This is a genomic window from Candidatus Njordibacter sp. Uisw_039, from assembly GCF_047730075.1.
Classification (GTDB): domain Bacteria; phylum Pseudomonadota; class Gammaproteobacteria; order Pseudomonadales; family Balneatricaceae; genus Njordibacter.
In genome coordinates this window covers 394,325-415,173 of sequence record NZ_CP159831.1, presented here as the reverse complement: position 1 = coordinate 415,173, position 20,849 = coordinate 394,325, and the positions used below count along the sequence as shown (strand labels likewise).

At 46.0% G+C, this 20,849-nt stretch carries 17 protein-coding genes; 1 reads left to right on the top strand and 16 read right to left on the bottom strand.

Annotation, left to right across the window (positions count from 1 at the left end; translation table 11 throughout):
• The first annotated feature begins 356 nt into the window (after positions 1-356).
• A complete protein-coding gene (gene mutS, locus ABXT70_RS01955; protein ID WP_443641505.1) occupies positions 357-2,969 on the top strand; it encodes a DNA mismatch repair protein MutS in 2,613 nt (870 codons plus the stop codon).
• A 26-nt stretch (positions 2,970-2,995) separates the two neighbouring features.
• Here mutS and rpoS read toward each other — a convergent pair whose 3' ends face one another.
• The 16 genes from rpoS to fabZ form a co-directional block, all read right to left on the bottom strand.
• Positions 2,996-3,937 carry an RNA polymerase sigma factor RpoS gene (rpoS, locus tag ABXT70_RS01950; RefSeq protein WP_443641504.1) on the bottom strand — a complete coding sequence of 314 codons (942 nt, stop codon included), beginning with the start codon at positions 3,935-3,937 and terminating at the stop codon, positions 2,996-2,998.
• A gap of 77 nt (positions 3,938-4,014) precedes the next feature.
• Positions 4,015-4,791, bottom strand: a complete 777-nt coding sequence (locus ABXT70_RS01945) for a peptidoglycan DD-metalloendopeptidase family protein (protein ID WP_443641503.1) — start codon at positions 4,789-4,791, stop codon at positions 4,015-4,017.
• A gap of 53 nt (positions 4,792-4,844) precedes the next feature.
• Positions 4,845-5,765: a DUF368 domain-containing protein gene (locus ABXT70_RS01940; RefSeq protein ID WP_443641502.1), complete on the bottom strand. Its 921-nt coding sequence runs from the start codon at positions 5,763-5,765 to the stop codon at positions 4,845-4,847.
• A gap of 38 nt (positions 5,766-5,803) precedes the next feature.
• A complete protein-coding gene (locus ABXT70_RS01935; RefSeq protein WP_443641501.1) occupies positions 5,804-6,433 on the bottom strand; it encodes a protein-L-isoaspartate(D-aspartate) O-methyltransferase in 630 nt (209 codons plus the stop codon).
• A 56-nt stretch (positions 6,434-6,489) separates the two neighbouring features.
• Positions 6,490-7,233: a 5'/3'-nucleotidase SurE gene (gene surE / locus ABXT70_RS01930; RefSeq protein ID WP_443641500.1), complete on the bottom strand. Its 744-nt coding sequence runs from the start codon at positions 7,231-7,233 to the stop codon at positions 6,490-6,492.
• A 36-nt stretch (positions 7,234-7,269) separates the two neighbouring features.
• The gene (gene truD, locus ABXT70_RS01925; protein WP_443641499.1) at positions 7,270-8,337 is read right to left on the bottom strand and encodes a tRNA pseudouridine(13) synthase TruD; all 1,068 of its coding nucleotides are present in this window, start codon (positions 8,335-8,337) and stop codon (positions 7,270-7,272) included.
• Positions 8,337-8,609, bottom strand: a complete 273-nt coding sequence (gene ftsB, locus ABXT70_RS01920; RefSeq protein WP_443641498.1) for a cell division protein FtsB — start codon at positions 8,607-8,609, stop codon at positions 8,337-8,339. Before ftsB ends, truD begins: the two co-directional genes overlap by 1 nt.
• Positions 8,610-8,686: 77 nt before the next feature.
• Positions 8,687-9,982, bottom strand: coding sequence for a phosphopyruvate hydratase (gene eno / locus ABXT70_RS01915; protein WP_443641497.1), 1,296 nt, complete (start codon positions 9,980-9,982; stop codon positions 8,687-8,689).
• Positions 9,983-10,027: 45 nt separating this feature from the next.
• Positions 10,028-11,656: a CTP synthase gene (locus ABXT70_RS01910; protein ID WP_443641496.1), complete on the bottom strand. Its 1,629-nt coding sequence runs from the start codon at positions 11,654-11,656 to the stop codon at positions 10,028-10,030.
• A gap of 248 nt (positions 11,657-11,904) precedes the next feature.
• On the bottom strand, positions 11,905-13,263 hold the full coding sequence (gene tilS / locus ABXT70_RS01905; protein ID WP_443641495.1) for a tRNA lysidine(34) synthetase TilS: 1,359 nt from the start codon (positions 13,261-13,263) through the stop codon (positions 11,905-11,907).
• 30 nt (positions 13,264-13,293) lie between these two features.
• Positions 13,294-14,247, bottom strand: coding sequence for an acetyl-CoA carboxylase carboxyltransferase subunit alpha (locus ABXT70_RS01900; RefSeq protein ID WP_443641494.1), 954 nt, complete (start codon positions 14,245-14,247; stop codon positions 13,294-13,296).
• 65 nt (positions 14,248-14,312) lie between these two features.
• Positions 14,313-17,840, bottom strand: a complete 3,528-nt coding sequence (dnaE, locus tag ABXT70_RS01895; protein WP_443641493.1) for a DNA polymerase III subunit alpha — start codon at positions 17,838-17,840, stop codon at positions 14,313-14,315.
• 1 nt (position 17,841) lies between these two features.
• Positions 17,842-18,447, bottom strand: coding sequence for a ribonuclease HII (gene rnhB / locus ABXT70_RS01890; protein WP_443641492.1), 606 nt, complete (start codon positions 18,445-18,447; stop codon positions 17,842-17,844).
• Positions 18,444-19,613: a lipid-A-disaccharide synthase gene (gene lpxB / locus ABXT70_RS01885; protein WP_443641491.1), complete on the bottom strand. Its 1,170-nt coding sequence runs from the start codon at positions 19,611-19,613 to the stop codon at positions 18,444-18,446. Before lpxB ends, rnhB begins: the two co-directional genes overlap by 4 nt.
• 10 nt (positions 19,614-19,623) lie before the next feature.
• A complete protein-coding gene (gene lpxA, locus ABXT70_RS01880; protein WP_443641490.1) occupies positions 19,624-20,406 on the bottom strand; it encodes an acyl-ACP--UDP-N-acetylglucosamine O-acyltransferase in 783 nt (260 codons plus the stop codon).
• Positions 20,406-20,846 carry a 3-hydroxyacyl-ACP dehydratase FabZ gene (gene fabZ, locus ABXT70_RS01875; RefSeq protein ID WP_443641489.1) on the bottom strand — a complete coding sequence of 147 codons (441 nt, stop codon included), beginning with the start codon at positions 20,844-20,846 and terminating at the stop codon, positions 20,406-20,408. Before fabZ ends, lpxA begins: the two co-directional genes overlap by 1 nt.
• Positions 20,847-20,849: the final 3 nt, after the last annotated feature.

Sequence of the window (20,849 nt, the reverse complement as noted above, 5' to 3'; positions counted from 1 at the left end):
GCTTTCCTTGTGTCACTTGTGATCTCGTAACAGTCTGATTGAAGTTCATTCATTTCAGTGCTTTCATGACTAAAGAACGAAGCAGTTTACACCGTTGGTGTTTGCTTGAAGCTACTACTGACCGTACAATTGTGCTTTGCATCGTGGTGTTCCTAAGTCAGAATAACTACTTGCTCTTCAATTATTTCGTTTGGGTGATCCTTACTTAGGACGCCAATACGTTAAGCAAAGAACCTACAATAGAACCTTGACTAAAGAATGAGAGTTGCTGATGTAAACATTTACTTTAAGATACCACATGATACGCAAGTAAAATAAATTTATTTTTAATATAAACAATGAGTTATGCTTAAATAATGAATATTTCTAACAAAAACAAAGAATTAAAAAACGGCATTAACTCTAACCATACTCCCATGATGCAGCAGTATTTAGGCATTAAGCACGACCACCCCAATGATTTAGTATTTTACCGCATGGGTGATTTTTACGAAATGTTTTATGAAGATGCAAGAGATGCTTCACAGTTACTCGACATCTCCTTGACATCAAGAGGTCAGTCCGCGGGCCAACCCATACCCATGTGTGGCATCCCATACCATGCGGCTGAAGCATACATTGCTAAAATTGTTAATGCTGGTCGCGCTGTTGCTGTAGCCGAGCAAATCGGAGACCCTGCTACCAGTAAAGGCCCCGTAGACAGAAAAGTGGTTCGCGTTGTTACGCCAGGGACCCTCACCGATGAAGCATTAATGGACGCTAATCGAGACCATTTACTGACTGCTGTTTATCAATTACAAGAGACCTATGGCATTGCTAGCTTAGACATGAGTAGCGGTCGGTTTGCCCTAGTAGAGGCCAGCAATGCGGACCAATTGCAGACCCAGTTACAACGTTTGAGGCCTGCAGAGCTGCTTTTTGATGAGACCAGCGATCTCATCAATCACATACAAGATTGGCCCTGTCGCCGCCCGCAAGCGAGTTGGAATTTCGCTTACGATACGGCCCAGCGATTACTATGTAGCCAGTTTAATACCCGTGATCTAAGTGGCTTTGGCTGCGATGCCATGCAGGCTGCTATTTGTGCGGCCGGGTGTTTATTGAATTATGCCAAGGAAACTCAAAAAGGAGACCTTCCTCATTTACGTAATTTACAAGTAGAGCTACCTCAAGATACCCTTATTCTCGATGGTCCAAGCCGAAAGAATTTGGAAATCGACCACAACATTCAAGGTGGTGAACAGTTTACCCTCGCAGCAGCACTAGACACAACGGCTACCCCGATGGGCGGCCGGCTATTGCGCCGTTGGCTCAATAACCCTTTGCGCAACATTGAGACGCTCGAACAGCGGCAAGATTTTATAAGCCAAGCTATAGAGCGAGACGGCCCTGAAGACCTCCAGCAATGCCTTACCCCGATTGGCGACATGGAACGCATCCTGTCGCGCATCGCCTTGAGATCCGCACGCCCTCGCGATTTATCGCGCCTTTGTACAAGTCTTAGCGCATTACCAAATATACAAGTCTTATTGCTTTCTCTGGAGTCTACAAAAGCTCAGTCATTAGCCACAGACATTAGTGAGTTCCCGTCTATTGTTAACTTACTAACTAAGGCCATTGTAGACAACCCACCTGTGATTATACGAGACGGCGGGGTTATCGCCAAAGGTTATGACGAAGAGCTCGACCAATTACGTGGACTAAGCCAAAATGCAGGCCAGTTTTTGCTTGATTTGGAAACCCAAGAGCGCGAGCGTACAGGCCTGTCCACCCTAAAAGTTGGCTACAACCGTGTGCATGGTTATTATATTGAAATAAGCCGATTACAGTCTGGCCAAGCCCCTACTGAGTACGTCCGACGGCAGACTTTAAAGAACGCCGAGCGCTTCATCACCCCTGAACTGAAGGCCTTTGAAGACAAAGCCTTAAGCAGCAAAAGCCGCAGTCTGGCTAGAGAAAAGGCGCTTTATGAAGCGCTAATTGAAGACTTGGCTACTCACCTTCCTCGACTGCAATGCGCATCAGACGGCATCAGCGAACTTGATGTACTATCTTGCCTAGCTGAACGAGCGGTCTGCCTAGATCTTCGGCGGCCAAGCTTAAAAACTGAACCTGGAATCAGCATCATCCAAGGTCGCCATTTGGTGGTGGAGCAATTAATTACGGATCCGTTTGTAGCGAATGACACCAAACTCTCTACCAACGCCAGCATGATGATGATTACCGGCCCAAATATGGGTGGCAAATCTACTTACATGCGGCAAGTTGCGTTAATCGTTATTATGGCCCAAATTGGGTCTTACGTGCCTGCCTTCAGTGCCACCGTTGGCATTGTTGATCGAGTATTCACTCGTATGGGCAGTAGTGATGACCTTGCTGGTGGACGCTCCACCTTTATGGTTGAAATGACGGAGACTGCAAACATTCTCAATAACGCAAGCGCTAAAAGCCTAGTTTTAATGGACGAAGTGGGGCGCGGAACCAGTACCTTTGACGGTTTATCTTTAGCTTGGTCCTGTGCCTTAAATCTGGCGCAGGACATTGGCGCGTTGACACTGTTTGCCACTCACTATTTTGAAATGACACAGTTAGCGGATCAGTTACCACAAGTAGATAATGTCCATTTAGATGCCACGGAACATCATGACAACATTATCTTTATGCATAAAGTATTACCAGGACCAGCAAGTCAGAGTTATGGCCTACAAGTGGCTAAACTAGCAGGTGTACCCCATCAAGTTATAATCGAAGCTAGGCAAAAATTGCAACATTTGGAACAAAACGGAAGTCTAAGCACATCTAAAAAGTCAACACCAACAGTGACGCCCCTGCAATCAGATTTATTTAGTAGTTTAGCTCACCCTATCGAAGCGCTGCTAAAAGACAACAAGGCAGACGAGCTAACACCTCGACAAGCGCTCGACCTCATTTACCAAATGCAGCAACTACTCCATAGCCAGCGCAACTAAGATGCTCAACTTTAGGATTTAAAAAATTAAAGCTTAGCGTCCAACAAATCAGTACTGTTAAGACCCTCTATTTCTAAAATTTTACGCAGGCTACGCAATGCTCCTACTTGAATTTGGCGCACTCTTTCGCGGGTGAGCCCAATTTCTCTGCCAACGTGTTCAAGGGTACAGACAGTATGGCCTCGCAAACCAAAACGACGAGCAATGACATCCTTTTGGAGATCAGTAAGTAGGTCTAACCACTGTTCCATGTTACTCATTAGATTACTGTCTACTAAAGAATTTTCGGGGCCTTGGCTTGCAGTGTCTGCAATGGTTTCCAATAGTGTGGTATCACTATCAGGACCCAAGGAATTATCCACCGAACCCACCCTGTCATTTAAGCTCAACATGGCTCTAACTTGCTTTACTGGCTTACCTAGGAAGCAGGCAATTTCTTTTGGAGTCGGCTCATGATCTAACTTTTGCGCCAACTCTCTCGCCGCTCGCAAATAAACATTAAGTTCCTTGACCACATGAATTGGCAAACGAATAGTGCGTGTTTGATTCATGATCGCCCGCTCAATGGTCTGGCGAATCCACCATGTACCGTAAGTAGAAAAACGAAACCCTCTTTCAGGGTCAAACTTCTCTACGGCGCGTATTAAGCCAAGATTACCTTCTTCGATCAGGTCAAGTAAAGTAAGTCCACGATTGACGTAACGGCGTGCAATTTTCACCACTAGCCTTAAATTACTTTCAATCATCCGATGGCGAGCTTGCTCATCGCCCTTTAGTGCCAAACGAGAAAAGTGTTGCTCTTCTTCCGCCGTAAGTAAGGCACGAAAGCCAATCTCACTTAAATAGAGAAGGGTCGCATCTTTAAAATCGGTTACCTTGTTTGAATATTTACCAGCAGACTTATATTTTGCATATTGCAATTCACTGCGTTGTTCATGCGCCTCTTCTACAGATAATTCTTGCGTCATTTAAATAACCTATGAACTAACCTAATTAACCAGCTACTTCCATCAAAGACTACACCAGGTAATTTGTTATAGAGAATTTATAGCTTGGGCAAATACCTCAGTGGATTAACAGGTTTACCATCTTTACGAATTTCAAAATGTAGTCTTGGGTCCAATTGGGGGCCCTTGCCTACTTCCGCTATAATCTGGCCTGCATTCACCATAGTACCTTCCGCAACCAAAATACGGCTGTTATAGGCATATGCACTAAGGTAAGTATTATTGTGTTTTACCACAACCAACTTACCGTAGCCTTGGATACCACTGCCAGCATATACTATTATTCCACTAGATGCAGCTTTTACCGATTTTCCAAAAGTGGATGATAAATCAATCCCATGGAAAGCGTTGCCTTTATTAGAAAAAACTTGTATTAATTTCCCCTTCAAGGGCCAGCTCCAGTGAACGGACAGAGGGCCCTTGTAAGCCTTTCCATCTGGGGACTTAGAGGTGGAATTTGAAGCTGAAGAAGGCGCTTTATAAGTTGGTTTTTTGGTACTAACAACGGGCTTTTTGACAGATCCTTTTGAAACAGAAACATCAATTACATTATTACTATTTGTATCATTAAAATAAACGACCTGACCGACATAAATAGTGTATGGCGAGCCAATGCCATTCACTTTGGCTAGTTTTTTATAATCCCAACCAAAACGCCAAGCAATCGCAAACATGGTATCACCAGGCCTGACTTGATATGATACTGGAGTAGTTTTTACACTATTGCCCGCTAAAGATTGAGCAGTGCTGTAACCCAACTCCTGCACTGGTGCATATTGGCTGGCACTGCAAGCAGCAAGCAAAAAAGCAACCACGCCAACGCTACAACACCTAGTCACCCACAAAGTTACATTGTTAGAGCGCATATCTACGTCGCCAAATCTTGCAATTGAATACGGCCAAACTTAGCCACCAACAAACCCGCCAAGCAACAGACCAATATGCACCAAATAAGCTGATTATCGCTGCCGGTCATTTGGCTATAAACCCAAGGCATAAGGTTTTCTTGTTGCAGTGGTACTTCTAATCCCGCACTATTCAAGCGGTAACTGATGGTATGTTTCCATGGCCATAATTTTACCACCGAACCCATCATTAGTCCTGCTAAAAGACTCATTACAGCTGCAGTGTGTCGCTTCAGCAAATAACTAATCACTCGACTGAAGGCAATTAAACCAAAACCACACCCCAAGGAAAATATAGCAATAATTTGAACATCTAAAGCCGCTAAGCGGGCAATTAAGAATGGGTAAATGCCCAACATTAGCAACATAAAGCTACCGGAAACGCCAGGCAGTATCATAGCAGTGATGGCCAAAGCTCCTGCGGCCATCAACCATAAATAACCCCACCCAGAAAACCCATCTACTGTATGCAACATAGGCACATTAGCTAAAGCCACACTCACCACCAAACCTAATACAAGCCAGCTCCGACGCAGCTGATTTTGAGCATATAACTCCTGTAGCAACAACAAGCTCGCCACCATTATCAAACCCAAAAATAAACTCCACATAATCAAAGGCTGCACTAATAACAGCCAAGTAATGAGCTTGGACAACAACAAGAGCGCGGTTGCCATACCGAGGCCAAGGTTCACCAAAAACAGACCATCAACATAGTGCCACGCTTTAGCCACCTGCCGCCCCATTACTAGCTTTAATAAATGCCGGTGACTGAGGTGACTAATTGCAGTTAATAAGCGGCCATAAATGCCACTCAACAAAGCCACACTGCCACCAGATATACCGGGTACTAAATCTGCGGTTCCCATAAGCATACCGGTCATGAACGTTCGCCATTGTATAGCCCTAGTTTTTACCGTCATCATACTAATCCATTAACTAGAGGCACAAAATTAGCCGCTTCTACTTTTTGTTTGCTAAAGCGGTTACCAGAGCGAGTGATTTTTAATAGGCATTGGTCATTATCACCTACGGGGATAATCATACATCCCCCTTCGGCAAGCTGCCACTGTAGCGCTTGGGGGACCAGTGAAGGTGCCGCCGTCACCATAATACCGTCAAAAGGTTCTCGTGCAGGCCACCCTTCGTAGCCATCACCATGTTTGTAGACAACATTGTGGATATCCATTAGCTGCAAGCGGCGTTTGGCTCGATTTAGTAAAGGCTCGATACGCTCCATAGTCAGCAATCTAGGTACCAGCTGAGCCAAGATACAGGTTTGATAACCAGAGCCCGTGCCAATTTCTAATACCTTTTTAGCAGGGCATGAAGCCAGCAAAAGTTCACTCATACGCGCAACGGTATAAGGCCGCGATAGGGTTTGATTATGACCAATGGGTAGGGACTTATCTTCGTATGCTCTATGAGCTAAAGCCTCATCTAAAAATAAATGACGAGGGGTTGAGCGCATCACATCCAGCACTCTAACATCCTGTATACCAAGCTCTATCAACATATCAACCAAGCGCTCTCGTGTTCGCTGGGACGTCATACCTATACCCTGCCTGTTAGCGACAGTCCTCTTAGGATCAGTAACACTGTAGCGCATTAAAACGTGTCCCGCAGCCAATCAGTTACAGTATCAAAGGCCCTATGGCAGGCCATATCTGGCGATAAGGGAGTAACAGATACATAGCCATGTTTTATAGCGTGAAAATCCGTGCCTTCACTGGCATCCTTAACCATACCTGCCGGGCCAATCCAGTAACATTGATGGCCGCGTGGATCCTGGGCATCGATAGCAGACCCCCCAAGTTCTCGACTACCTAAACGAGTGACTTTCACACCTTTAATCTGTTCATAAGGCAAATCTGGCACGTTTACGTTAATAATACAGCGCGGCGGTAAATCAAGCTGCTGTATACCTGTCATTAGTTGTCTGGCTACTTTTGCGGCCGTCAAAAAGTGAACTTTACCAACTAAAGAAACCGCCATCGCGTGGTGAGCAAGATAGCGACCTTCCATCGCCGCCGCAACGGTGCCTGAATAGAGCACATCATCACCCAAATTAGCTCCATGATTAATACCAGAAACCACCATGTCAGGCGTGATATCCAGCACCCCATTAATGCCCAAGTGCACACAGTCTGCAGGGGTACCATCTATGCCAAAAAAGCCATTTTCCTGTGGAATCAATCTCACTGGACGAGACAAGGTTAACGAATTGCTAGCACCACTCAAATCCCGATCGGGTGCAATGACAGTCACTTGATGATCTTGCACTAGCTCTTGTACCAAGTGCGATAGCCCTACGGCATGAACACCGTCATCATTAGAGATCAGTAGTTGCATCTTACCACTCCTTGCCTTGACTGCTTTTGTTAGTTGTCATTGGGGTTGTTCTGCCTGGGCTATTTCTCGCACCAATGCGGTCGCGTAACTGCCCCGCATCAAATGAAAATTTAGCGCCAATACATCGCCTTCACACCAACGCCAGCTAAAGGCTTTCGGCCATAAGCGCAAGCTACGCCTTTGGGCGGTCATATTTTGCACAACTAAGGCTTCTATCCAAGGCTGCCATGGATCTAGGGCTTGTGCTTCATAAATACTTGCAGAAGTAACTAGAGGATTGCCAACACGCCCAGCCATGACGCCGGTTGGGGCTAAATCACCCGTATCGATGCGCTGTTGGACAGCGGCTAAGTCAGTGGATGCACACGCATCAAACTGACTAAACCCATCACTAAACATACAGCGTTCACCCACAGCAGCTTTTAGCCAAGAACCATCGTCCACACGCTTACTCAAAAGCTGGTTAAATAGGTAAGAACGAACTGATGACAATGCCATACCGCGCTTAAAGCGGTCCTTTATACGCTTACCTTGCATCATCGACAAGGCAAGACCAAGATTACCACCCTGGCGCCCAAACCGCTGATCACCAAAATAATTAGGTGCACCTTGCTGTGAAATTATGAAGAGTTTTTGTTCTAAAGCTTCACTAGTTTTTATATTGCGTAAACGAATTGCAAAAAAATTACCCTGATGCACTCCGGTTTTTAGCTTGCGCTGATGCCTAACTACTTGGTGCAGATGGACCTCTGAGTTTTGCAACTGTTGCCAATCGGGATCTACAGCTTCTGCCTTTCCTGGTAGATGCACCCCAAACCATTGTCTAGTGACACCTCGGCGATCCTTCAGACCTGAGTAGTTAACTTGCCTAGCAGGCACACCCGCAAGTTTTGCAATATTACGCGCTAGAAAATCCGTATTAGTATCAGTTTTAGTGATGTCGAGGTAAACGTGCTCTCCCTCACCACAAGGCTCGTAACCTAGGTCCTCTGTGACTATAAAATCACTGCAATGGGATTTAATATGAGCTTTAGACTGGGGCACACCAGAGGCATGGGCCCATTCAACAGGCCACTGCAGAGGCTGTAATTCCAAACTATTCATTAATCTTCCACGAGTTGGTAAAAGGTTTCATTAGGTTTGACCATACCGAGATCGTGGCGTGCACGTTCTTCAATGGCAGCGATCCCCTGCTTCAAGTCCAATACCTCGGCATGGAGTTGTCGATTACGCTCAGACAAACTCGCATTCACCGTTTCCTGAGCCGTAATTTGCTCCTGTAGGCGTGCAACTTCAAGCAAACCAGACTGCCCCCACCAAAGGCTGTACTGCATAGCCACTAAGGCGATTAATATTAATCCAACTAACCATTTCATAAATATATCAACAAAAAAGGGAGCTGACCTTGGCCATAATTAGCCAACGTGAGCTCCCTAGACCAGGTCAATAATTGTTATTGGCCTTTAATTTCCTGACGCCCACGATAAGGAGCGTCAGCACCTAGTTCCTGCTCTATTCGTAGTAAGCGGTTATACTTAGCCACTCGATCTGAGCGACATAGTGAGCCCGTTTTAATTTGGCCCGCTGCAGTGGCTACGGCCAAGTCTGCAATAGTAGTGTCTTCTGTTTCACCAGAACGGTGGGAAATAACCACACTAAAACCCGCTTTTTGAGCCATACGGATTGCCGCCAAAGTCTCAGTAAGAGTGCCGATCTGATTAAACTTAATCAAAATAGAGTTACCGATACCTTGCTCAATGCCCCGACTCAATATTTTCGTATTAGTGACAAATAAATCATCACCTACTAGCTGAACACGATCACCACACTTTTGGGTAAGATCTTGCCAACCATCCCAATCACTTTCATCCATGCCGTCTTCAATGGAAATAATGGGGTGCTTATGCGTTAACTCAGTTAGGTAATCAGCAAAACCAGAAGCATCAAAGGACTTACCCTCACCACTTAGGTTATAAGTGCCATTTTCATAAAATTCTGACGCGGCGCAGTCCAACGCTAAGGTCACATCCTTACCAAGCTCATAGCCAGCATACGCTACTGCTTCAGCAATGACATCCAGTGCAGCTTCGTTTGAAGGCAGGTTGGGGGCAAAACCACCTTCATCACCCACGGCAGTACTTAAACCCCTTTGGCGGAGCACCTTTTTAAGGGCGTGGAAAATTTCCGCACCACAGCGCAGAGCCTCTGAGAAATTAGGCGCACTTACTGGTTGCACCATAAATTCTTGAATATCCACGTTATTATCAGCGTGTTCACCACCATTAATAATATTCATCATTGGCACGGGCATACTGTACTGCCCTGCAGTGCCGTTGAGCTCAGCAATATGTGCATATAGAGGTATGCCTCTGTATACCGCAGCTGCTTTGGCTGCTGCCAGGGATACAGCAAGAATAGCGTTTGCACCAAGAACTTCTTTGTTTTCTGTGCCATCCAATTCGATCATGGCCGCATCCAAGGCCTGCTGATCAGTTGCATCTATACCCTTCAAACGCTCTAAGATAGGTCCATGAATGCCAGCAATAGCATTGATAACACCTTTGCCTAAATAACGGGATTTGTCACCGTCACGAAGTTCTAGAGCTTCGCGGGAGCCCGTGGATGCGCCAGAAGGAGCGCAAGCGGTACCAAAAGCACCACCCGCCAGTAATACATCTGCTTCAATAGTAGGGTTGCCCCGAGAGTCCAACACTTCCCTTGCCTGGATGTCGGCAATTAATTGGTCCAAAATATTCTCCTGTTACTCAAGTAGCTTAAAATTATGACTATGTGATTATTTACTTTTCGCCTGAATAATTGCTGCACCCACAAAACCTTCAAACAGACCGTGGCCAGCGCGGGGCGTCGAGGTGAATTCTGGATGGAATTGGCAGGCTACAAACCAAGGATGATCAACTATCTCAACCATTTCCACTAAACTGCCATCCATAGAATGGCCAGAAACCTTCAGACCTGCCACTTCCAACTGCTTAATAAATGTATTATTCACTTCATAGCGATGACGATGACGCTCCGTAATCACTTCTTGTTTGTATGACTGGTGAGCCAAAGAACCAATTTGTAAACGACATTGCTGCGCACCTAAGCGCATAGTTCCACCCAAATCTGACGATTCTGAACGTTGCTCAAGCTGACCAGACTCATCCTTCCATTCGGTAATTAAACCGACAACACAATGTTCTGAACTTGCATCAAACTCACTACTATTAGCATCACTCCACCCGACTACGTTACGGGCAAATTCAATCACCGCAACCTGCATGCCCAGACAAATACCTAAATACGGTATTTTTTTCTCACGTGCGTATTGAACAGTCTTAATTTTACCTTCCGTGCCTCGCTCTCCAAAACCACCGGGTACTAATATCGCATCAACACCATCTAACAATGCAACACCTTTCGTTTCAATGTCTTCAGAATCAATATAACGAGTATTAACCTTGGTGTGTGACTTAATACCTGCATGGCTAATCGCTTCAATCAAAGACTTATAGGCGTCCAACAATTCCATGTACTTGCCAACCATAGCAATAGTGACTTCCCGTTTAGGGTTTAGCTTTGCTTCCGCTACTGCATCCCATTCAGTTAAGTCGGCTTCGTTACAAGCTAAGCCAAAGCGTTCAATAACGATGGCGTCTAAACCCTGCGCTTTTAATAAACTTGGAATTGTGTAAATACTCTCTGCATCAGGTAATGAAATAACCGCACGCTGTTCAACGTTGGTAAACAAAGCGATCTTGCTTCGTTCTGGCAATTCAATAGCAACTTCGGAGCGGCACACCAAAATATCTGGCTGAATACCAATAGAGCGTAGTTCTTTTACCGAATGCTGGGTAGGCTTAGTTTTCGTTTCACCTGCAGTGGCGATATAAGGCACTAATGTAAGGTGCATAAAGAGTGCACGGCCAGAACCAAGCTCGAACTTCATCTGACGGATGGCTTCTAGGAAAGGCTGTGATTCAATATCACCAACAGTTCCACCAATCTCTACCAATGCAATCTCTGCACCTTCAGAACCTTTGTATACTCGGCGCTTAATTTCGTCGGTAATGTGTGGAATAATTTGTACCGTACCACCTAAATAGTCACCACGGCGTTCTTTACGTAACACATGTTCATAGACGCGGCCTGCCGTAAAGTTATTACTCTTAGACATTTTAGTATCAATAAAACGTTCATAATGACCTAAGTCCAAATCTGTTTCAGCTCCATCTTCCGTTACAAATACCTCTCCATGCTGGAACGGGCTCATGGTGCCGGGGTCCACATTAATATATGGATCTAATTTCAACATGGTTACTTTGAGGCCACGTGCCTCTAGGATGGCGGCCAAAGATGCCGAAGCGATGCCTTTACCCAAAGAAGATACAACACCGCCAGTAACGAAGATGAAACGAGTCATGAAATGCCCTATGTCTTATTGTGGCGCACCATACACCAATTTGAATTAAAACACGGTAGAGCAACCACACAAAAGCACCGCAACAATGGCGAATACATGCCCACTAGTTTAACAAGTGGATGGATATCTCTAACGTTTATAAATTTTTGACGCGGAAACTGCAACCCGTTTTCAGGTTTTATTTTCCGACTTAAGATGGGAGTGTAGGATACCAGAAGAGACTAATCGGAACAATCAAAAGCTGTATTTTAAGTGCCCTTTTGCCAGCACCAAGAAGGGGCATCCAAGGCCGCTTCAAAACCCACATTTACCCACAAGTCTGCCACCATAGCGAGCTGTCCATTAACATAAAATAAGGGCAATTGATCTCGCTCCCATGCTGGCACTTTCGTTTCTTGCAGAAGTTTTTTAAGGCTTTGGCTATGCGCTCGCCCCAAGGGTCTGCAACGCTCACCACCAACTCTAAAGCGTCTCTCTAAACAATCGCCCTCCACTAGGGCCAAGCCAACCTTGGCTCCTTGCTTTAGGCAAAGCGCACCATCAGGTAAGGCAATTGAACGACTTACCAAAGCCTGCAGCTCTACATCGCAAATCCAACTCATTGCTACCACATTAGGCTGCTCAGATCGGCGCATCAACAGCAAATCACCTTGATTGCGACGCAAACACCAGTCTCCCAATTGCAGGTAAGGCTGACCGTCTAGGGCGCTATAGAGAAACTCCCTATCGATAGTTTGCATTGTCACATAGCTAGGCATAGGCACCTGATGTCGATCCAACCAATAGCGCAAGAGGTTATGCCTCCGGGCCCGGCTCAGGTTTTGAATCTCTGCACAAGGTAAGCACTCACCAACCTCAGTCTCTTTGCGCATCAGCATTAAATCAGCCGATGCCATCTCATCTAACAAGGCCTGTGTGTCGCCCATTAAGGATGCAACCGTGGCCATTCGCTGATCTAATGCCGGCCACCGCTGGCGCAACAATGGCATCACTTGATGTCGCAAATAATTACGATCAAAGCGAGTGTTTTGATTACTGGGATCTTCACACCAGTCTAAGTGATGGCTTTGCGCGTAGTCATAAAGATCGGTTTGGCGAACATACAGCAATGGCCTTACAAGGCAACCTAAACCCAACGTTCGCTGCTGCGGCATTGCCCGTAAACCTGCAACTCCTGCACCGCGCAATAACCGTAAAAATAGGGTTTCAGTTTGGTCATCAGCGTGCTGCCCTAACAAGATCACCTCACCCATCTGCACATGCTTTTTAAATATCTCATAGCGAGCGTTGCGAGCTGCTGCTTCTAACCCAAGCTGTCGCTGCTCTTGCGGGCACAAGGTGACCTTATGACTGCTACAAGGCAAGCCATAATCTTGGCATTTTTTTTCAATATCTTGCTGCCATTGATCCGCTTGCAGTTGCAGACCATGGTTAATATGTATGACACGTAGGGGCGGACAATGATGATCCCGCTGAAGCAGCACAAGCGCATGCAGCAGACACATAGAGTCCAACCCACCACTCACGGCAATCAACCAGCCAGAAGCTTGCAAATGAGCTTTCAAACCTGCTGCGTCAGTGATTAGTTGATAATGGGAGAATGACATAGGAGGGAATTTCAGGCCCTAATGAGCGGCCTAAGAACTTAGTCCGTAGGACATTAAACGTTTATATCGACGATCTACAAGCGCTTCAATTTCCATTGGCTCAAGCTCAGCTAACTGGCTAATCAGTGTCGATTTAATACTTGCCGAAACTAATTCAGCGTCTCGATGAGCACCACCTAGCGGCTCTTTGATCACATGATCCACCAAACCTAAGTCGTGCAAACGGTCAGAGGTAATACCCATCGCATTAGCAGCGTCGGCGGCATAATCGGCACTCTTCCAAAGGATGGAGGCACAACCTTCTGGCGAAATCACTGAGTAGGTGGAATATTGCAACATATTAAGTTGGTCACATACGCCAATAGCCAAGGCGCCACCTGAGCCACCCTCGCCAATAACAGTGGCTATAATGGGTGTTTTTAGGGCAGACATTTGGGCAAGATTGAAAGCAATAGCTTCACTTTGTCCACGTTCTTCAGCATCAATGCCTGGATAGGCCCCTGGGGTATCAATAAAGGTAAGGATAGGCATTTTGAAGCGTTCAGCCATCTGCATCATACGCAGGGCTTTACGATAGCCTTCTGGGCGCGGCATACCAAAGTTACGGGCAACTTTTTGCTTAGTGGAGCGACCTTTTTCTTGGCCCATGACCATGACGGCCTTACCATTAAGGCGAGCAATACCGCACACCATGGCCTGGTCGTCACCAAAGTGGCGATCACCATGCAACTCATCAAATTCATCAAAAACGCTATCAATGTAATCGATGGTGTGGGGGCGTTGTGGGTGACGAGATACTTTAGATACCTGAGCCGCGCTCAAATTAGAAAAGATAGACTCAGTTAAGCTAACGCTCTTATCAGAAAGCTTGGTTATTTCGTCACTGATGTTAAGGTCGTTGTCGTTGCCCACTAAGCGCAAGGCTTCAATCTTGGCTTCCAGATCGGCAATGGGTTGTTCAAAGTCGAGATAATTTGGGTTCATAAGGCCTAGCTTTAAAGGTGTGACTGGCGAGTATTGCGTTTATTATAACCTATATTTTACACATTTTATAATTTGCGGTAGCGCATTTTAACGGCATCTTCACCTAACAAATATGCTAACTCTTGCAGCATGTCATCTTCTACTTCTAGTCGCCATGGCGAGGCACAACGGATCACTCCTCGCCCCACACTATTTTGATACTGCAATTCAAGTTTTGCCGCAGGCGTATCGCCACGCACTTGATGGGGCGCAAGAATACCTAGCAGTTGCTGCAGACCCTTACCTTGCGCAAAGTCTGGCGCTATCGACAAACGCAAACCCTTTGAAAATACAGTACGCGCTTGCGGCATAGTAAGAATCTGCTGGGCACTAACTTTAAGACCGCCAGAATAATCATCTTCTGACACCTCTCCTTCAACGATGAGCAGGCGATCGTTGTGTAACAACTCTCGGTACTTTTCGTAGCTATCTCCAAACAAGGCCACTTCCACCCTAGCTCTGCGATCGTCTAGGGTTAAAAATGCAATGGTTTTACCGCGCTTGGTTTTCATGGTTCGACTTGCCACCACTAAACCCGCTATCCACTGTTTGTCTTTTTTAGCAATAAGCTGATCTAAACGACAGCGTAAAAAGCGCCCTAGCTCATGATCGTAGCTATCAATAGGATGACCCGTTACATACAAGCCTAAAGTATCTTTTTCACCTTTTAACCGCTGTTTAAGGGTCAGAGGCCGGGCATCTATGTGCCGCTCATAAGCTTGTTCCAAACCTGCCAATTCATCCACTGGCGTAGCCATTTCACCAAACAAATCCATCATCCCAGCGTCAGCATTACGCTCACTTTGATCCGCTGATTGCACAGCGTCAGGGATGGCACTATAAAGCACAGAACGTTCTTTATTAGGCACTAGGTTGTCTAAAGCACCACTAGCTATCAATGCTTCTAATACCCGCTTGTTGATTTTTTTACTACCAACACGCTTACAGAAATCAAACAAATCGATGAAGTCGCCACTTTCTTCACGAGCATTAATAATTGCCGCCACCGGCCCTTCGCCAACTCCTTTAACAGCACCAAGTCCATAAACGACTTCATTAGCATCATTCACTGTGAACTTGTAATGGCTTACATTCACATCGGGCAGGTTGAGAGGCAGTTCCATACGCCGACACTCTTCAACAAAAATAACTATTTTGTCGATGTTTTGCATATCCGCTGATAACACAGCAGCCATAAATTCTGCAGGGTAGTGGCATTTGAGCCAAGCGGTTTGGTAGGCGACTAAGGCGTACGCTGCAGAGTGGGATTTGTTAAAGCCATAGCCAGCAAACTTTTCTACCAGATCAAAAATATTGCCTGCCAAACCTTCGTCGATACCGTTGGCTACACTACCAGCTAAAAATCCCGCCCGCTGCTTAGCCATTTCTTCTGGCTTTTTCTTACCCATCGCACGGCGCAGCATGTCTGCCTCGCCAAGGCTGTAGCCTGCCATCACCTGAGCGATCTGCATCACCTGCTCTTGGTACAAAATAATACCGTAAGTTGGTTCCAGTACCGGCTGCAATGCATCTAGCTGATAATCTTCATGGGGCCATGCGAGCTTAGCTCGGCCATGCTTACGGTTAATGAAGTCATCTACCATGCCAGATTGCAATGGCCCAGGTCGAAACAATGCCACAAGAGCGATAATGTCCTCAAAGCTACTAGGTAACTGTCGCTTAATAAGATCTTTCATGCCCCGTGATTCCAGTTGGAACACCCCGGTCGTCTCTGCTCCCTGAAGTAGCTTGTAAACAGGTTCATCAGCTAGGGGGATTGTCTCGATAGCAATGGCTGCTTCGCCCTTGGCCTTGCGCCTCTCGTTGATCATACCCATGGTCCAATCAACAACAGTGAGAGTTTTTAAACCTAAGAAGTCGAACTTCACCAAACCTGCATCTTCAACATCATTTTTGTCATATTGGGTGACTAAACCGGAACCATCTACATCACAATATAGGGGTGAAAAATCAGTTAACTTGGTAGGTGCAATTACTACACCACCGGCATGTTTACCCACATTCCGAGTTAGTCCCTCCAACTGATAAGCCATGTCCATTATTTCTTGCACTTCGTCATTGTTATCAATGAACTCCCGCAGAGCGTCTTCTTGCTCCACGGCCTTATTTAAGGTTATACCCACTTCAAAAGGAATTAATTTGGACAGTTTATCAGCCAAACCAAAAGGTTTGCCTTGCACGCGAGCTACATCTCGCACTACGGCTTTAGCTGCCATGGTACCAAAGGTAATAATTTGAGATACGGCATCCTTGCCGTAGGTTTGCGACACGTATTCAATCACGCGGTCGCGGTTATCCATACAGAAATCGATGTCAAAATCAGGCATGGATACCCGCTCTGGATTCAAGAATCGTTCGAATAACAGATCGTATTTCAGTGGGTCTAAGTCAGTAATTTCCAACACGTAAGCCACTAAAGATCCTGCACCAGAGCCACGCCCGGGGCCCACAGGAATGTCGTTATCCTTGGCCCAACGAATGAAATCCATAACGATAAGAAAATAGCCTGGGAAGCCCATTTGGCAAATGATGTTGAGTTCAAAATCCAATCGATCATCAAAGGTTTTACGTTTGTGATGATATTCTGGGTCTGAAGGATCCAAAATAACTAGTAAGCGTTTATCCAGACCATCGCGAGATACCTGGCCAAAGAACTCATCGATGGTCATGCCTTCTGGCACGGGAAAATTAGGCAGGCAACATTGGCCTAGTTCAATATCCAAATTACAGCGCTTAGCAATCTGTACGCTATTAGCCAGTGCAGAAGGTAAATCTGCAAACAGGGACCGCATCTCTTCAGTGCTGCGTAAGTACTGCTGATTGGAGTATGCCTTAACCCTCCGTGGGTCATCTAAGGTCATACTTTGGTTAATGCACACCCGCGTTTCATGAGCTTCAAAGTCTTCTGCAGAAACGAACATTACGTCGTTGGTTGCCACTAATGGCACTTGTGCGACCTGTGCAAGTTCAACGGAAAGGTGCAGACAATCTTCGTCGTATTGACGGCCTGTACGCTGAATTTCTAAATAAAACCGGTCGCCAAAAATAGTGGTCCAGTATCTCAAAATCTCTTGGGCATCGTCCAAACCACGATTTATTAATGCCCGACCAACTTCGCCTTGAGCGGCGCCAGACAGCACGATAAGCCCTTCGTTTTTGTCAGCCAACCATTGCTTTTGTACAATGGCCTTACCGTCGGCCTGCCCTTCTTGAAAGGAGCGCGACACCAACTCTGTAAGGTTGAGGTAGCCTTTGGCATTCATAGCCAATAAAGTAATGCGACTGGCACTAGAGTCGCTTGTAGGCCCTGCTGCAATGAAAATATCACACCCACAGATAGGCTTAATACCGGCACCTTGCGCTGCTTTATAAAACTTTATCATGCCACACATGTTGGATTGGTCAGTTAAAGCGATGGCAGGAATTTGCTCTGCCTGCAGTGTTTTCATCAATGGTTTGATACGAATCATACTATCAATCAATGAAAACTCGGAGTGCATGCGCAAATGCACAAAGGGTACAGCTTGGGTCATATTAAGTTCCAATTAAACGTCGTACTGGCGCAAAACTGCGCCGATGGTGTGGGCTGATACCATACTCGTCTAAGGCTTTCATATGCGCCTGCGTAGGATATCCTTTATGTTTATCTAGGCCATAGCAAGGGTATTGCTTATGCCATTCTAGCATCTCCCTATCGCGGGTGACTTTAGCAATAATTGAGGCTGCGCCAATGGTGATTTCTTTCGCATCACCTTTGATAATGGCTTCACTTGCACACATTAGCGAAGGACAGCAATTGCCATCGATTAATGCCAGATCTGGCACCATGTCCAAACTTTCTACTGCTCGCTGCATGGCCAGCATACTGGCATGTAATATGTTCAGCTGGTCAATCTCTTCAACGCTGGCTCTACCTACACCTACACTGATGGCGTGTTGATAAATTTGCTCGTATAACCTTTCTCTCACTTTTTCAGTAAGCTTTTTCGAGTCACCTAAACCTAAAATAGGTTTTGCCGGATCTAGTACCACCGCTGCCGCAACCACCTCACCAAATAACGGCCCACGGCCTGCCTCATCAACACCACAAACTACACCCACTCTCGGTGCCACTGTAATTATAGCCACCTGTTGGCTCATGTCTTGCCCACTCGGGTAATATCTTCGCCGTGTTCTGCAATAACTTCAATCACAGCCTCAGCCGCACTAATATCGGCGCCACAAGCCAGCTGTTGATGTATATTAGCAAACTGACTGCGCTGTTTTTCGGCTGCCACCTGGTTAAACAATAACACCTCTAAATGATCTGCTATAAGCTGCGGCTGTACTTGGTCCTGTAGCAATTCTTCAACTATTTTTTCACCAGCCAACAAATTAGGTAAACTCACAAAAGAAATTTTAAGTTTGCGTTTGAACAAACGGTAACTAATTGGACTTAAGCGGTAACAAACTAGCATGGGTTTTTCAAACAACAGTGCTTCTAAAGTAGCCGTGCCCGAGGCCACCAACACTGCGTCTGCAGCCGCCAAAACCAAGTGAGACTGGCCTAATACCAGCGTCACCTTTAGATGTGGGTGGCCCTGTAATAAAGCGTTCAACTGTTGCTCTCTTTGCTGATTCGCCACCGCCAATACTAATTGTAAATTTGGGTTTTGGGTTTGCAATATGGCCGCAGCAACTAAAAAATCGGGCGCCAGTTGTTTGACTTCCATGGCCCTACTGCCTGGTAGCAAAGCCAGCACGGGTTGGTCTTTTAGTTGCAGATCCTGCCTAGCCTGTGTCTGAGTTAATACACCGGGAATGACATCTGCTAACGGATGGCCCACAAATGTAGCCGGTATCTGGTGGCGGTCATAATAAGGCAACTCGAAAGGCAATAGTGCTAACACTCGGTGGCATGCCTTCGCCACAGTGAACACCCGATCTTCGCGCCAGGCCCACACAGATGGGCTCACATAGTGGACTGTGGGTATATTGCTGGCTTTGAGTTGCGTTTCCAAGACAAGGTTAAAATCTGGCGCATCAATGCCCACCATAGCCAGAGGAGGCTGTTGGGTATAACGTTTAATCAGGCGTCTTCGAAGCAATAATAATTCGGGTAGGCAGCCCAAAACCTCTACCAAACCCATGACAGATAGGCGCTCTATAGGCACCAAACTTTTGAAACCAAGGGCGATCATTTGTGAGCCACCAATACCTTCAAAGTTGAGGCCCGGCTGTTGTTTTAACAAAGCCCTCATTAAACCGGCCCCCAATATGTCTCCAGAGGCTTCACCTGCAACAATGACAATGGTGTTATTGGACATGGAAAACCTGCTAGCGAATGATGCCGCGGCTAGAATTTTTCAAAGAAGCAATTAAAACTGACAGTTCATCATCACCTACAGACATATCCTGAAGACGCGTGATAGCCGTGTCTAAGGTTAACCCTTGGCGGAAGATGATTTTATAAGCTTGGCGCAAAACTTTAATGGCTTCTTCACTAAAGCCCCGGCGTTTTAAACCTTGGGTATTCATGCCATGAGGAGAAACAGAATTGCCATTGGCCATTACAAAGGCTGGAATGTCTTTCAAAACTACACTGCCCGCTCCAGTCATACAATGGGTGCCAATATGGCAAAATTGATGCACGGCAGTAAAACCACCCAAAATAGCATAATCAGCCACACGCACGTGGCCTGCCAAGGCAACATTATTAGCCACAATAACATGGTCGCCCAATACACAGTCATGGGCCACGTGAACATTGGCCATTAATAAATTATGGTTGCCAATTTTGGTCACACCAGCATCTTGAATTGTGCCGCGGTGCAAGGTGCAACCTTCGCGTATGACGTTGTGGTCGCCAATTTCCAAGCGGGTAGGTTCGCCATTGTATTTCATATCCTGGCAGGCTTCACCCACGGAACTGAATTGGAAAATATGATTGTTACGCCCGATGCTCGTTGGCCCTTTAACCACCACATGGGGTTCAAGCTTAGTGCCCGCTCCTAGTTCAACATTAGCGCCCACAATGCTATATGGACCAATTTCCACATCTGCGGCAATGACGGCGCTGGGATCAATAATTGCAGTCCCATGAATTAATGGTTGGGGCACTAAACCTTCCTATCTGCGCATAAGATAGTAGCAGAAGCAGCCAATTGGCCGTCAACACTTGCACTGCAATCAAACTTCCAGATACCACGCTTTTCAGACATAATAGAAGCCTCTAGCAGGAGCTTATCTCCAGGCACCACTGGGCGCTTAAAACGTAACTTATCAGAACCAACAAAATAATAGATAGATCCATCTTGTGGGGTTTTATTCATGGTCTTAAAACCAAGAATACCGGCAGCTTGGGCCATGGCTTCGATAATCAAAACACCTGGCATCACTGGGTGATCTGGAAAGTGTCCATTAAAGAAGGGTTCGTTGATTGTTACATTTTTGTAAGCCACGATGGAGTCACCTAAATTGAGTTCTGTGACCCGATCGACTAATAAAAACGGGTATCGATGGGGTAAGTACTCTCTAATTTCTTTAACATCCATAACCATGTT

Coding starts and splice junctions, on each gene's coding strand:
- mutS (WP_443641505.1), top strand. CDS start 357: ATGAATATTTCTAACAAAAACAAAGAATTAAAAAACGGCATTAACTCT.
- rpoS (WP_443641504.1), bottom strand. CDS start 3,937: ATGACGCAAGAATTATCTGTAGAAGAGGCGCATGAACAACGCAGTGAA.
- ABXT70_RS01940 (WP_443641502.1), bottom strand. CDS start 5,765: ATGACCGGTATGCTTATGGGAACCGCAGATTTAGTACCCGGTATATCT.
- ABXT70_RS01935 (WP_443641501.1), bottom strand. CDS start 6,433: ATGACGTCCCAGCGAACACGAGAGCGCTTGGTTGATATGTTGATAGAG.
- surE (WP_443641500.1), bottom strand. CDS start 7,233: ATGCAACTACTGATCTCTAATGATGACGGTGTTCATGCCGTAGGGCTA.
- truD (WP_443641499.1), bottom strand. CDS start 8,337: ATGAATAGTTTGGAATTACAGCCTCTGCAGTGGCCTGTTGAATGGGCC.
- ftsB (WP_443641498.1), bottom strand. CDS start 8,609: ATGAAATGGTTAGTTGGATTAATATTAATCGCCTTAGTGGCTATGCAG.
- ABXT70_RS01910 (WP_443641496.1), bottom strand. CDS start 11,656: ATGACTCGTTTCATCTTCGTTACTGGCGGTGTTGTATCTTCTTTGGGT.
- tilS (WP_443641495.1), bottom strand. CDS start 13,263: ATGTCATTCTCCCATTATCAACTAATCACTGACGCAGCAGGTTTGAAA.
- ABXT70_RS01900 (WP_443641494.1), bottom strand. CDS start 14,247: ATGAACCCAAATTATCTCGACTTTGAACAACCCATTGCCGATCTGGAA.
- dnaE (WP_443641493.1), bottom strand. CDS start 17,840: ATGACCCAAGCTGTACCCTTTGTGCATTTGCGCATGCACTCCGAGTTT.
- rnhB (WP_443641492.1), bottom strand. CDS start 18,447: ATGAGCCAACAGGTGGCTATAATTACAGTGGCACCGAGAGTGGGTGTA.
- lpxB (WP_443641491.1), bottom strand. CDS start 19,613: ATGTCCAATAACACCATTGTCATTGTTGCAGGTGAAGCCTCTGGAGAC.
- fabZ (WP_443641489.1), bottom strand. CDS start 20,846: ATGGTTATGGATGTTAAAGAAATTAGAGAGTACTTACCCCATCGATAC.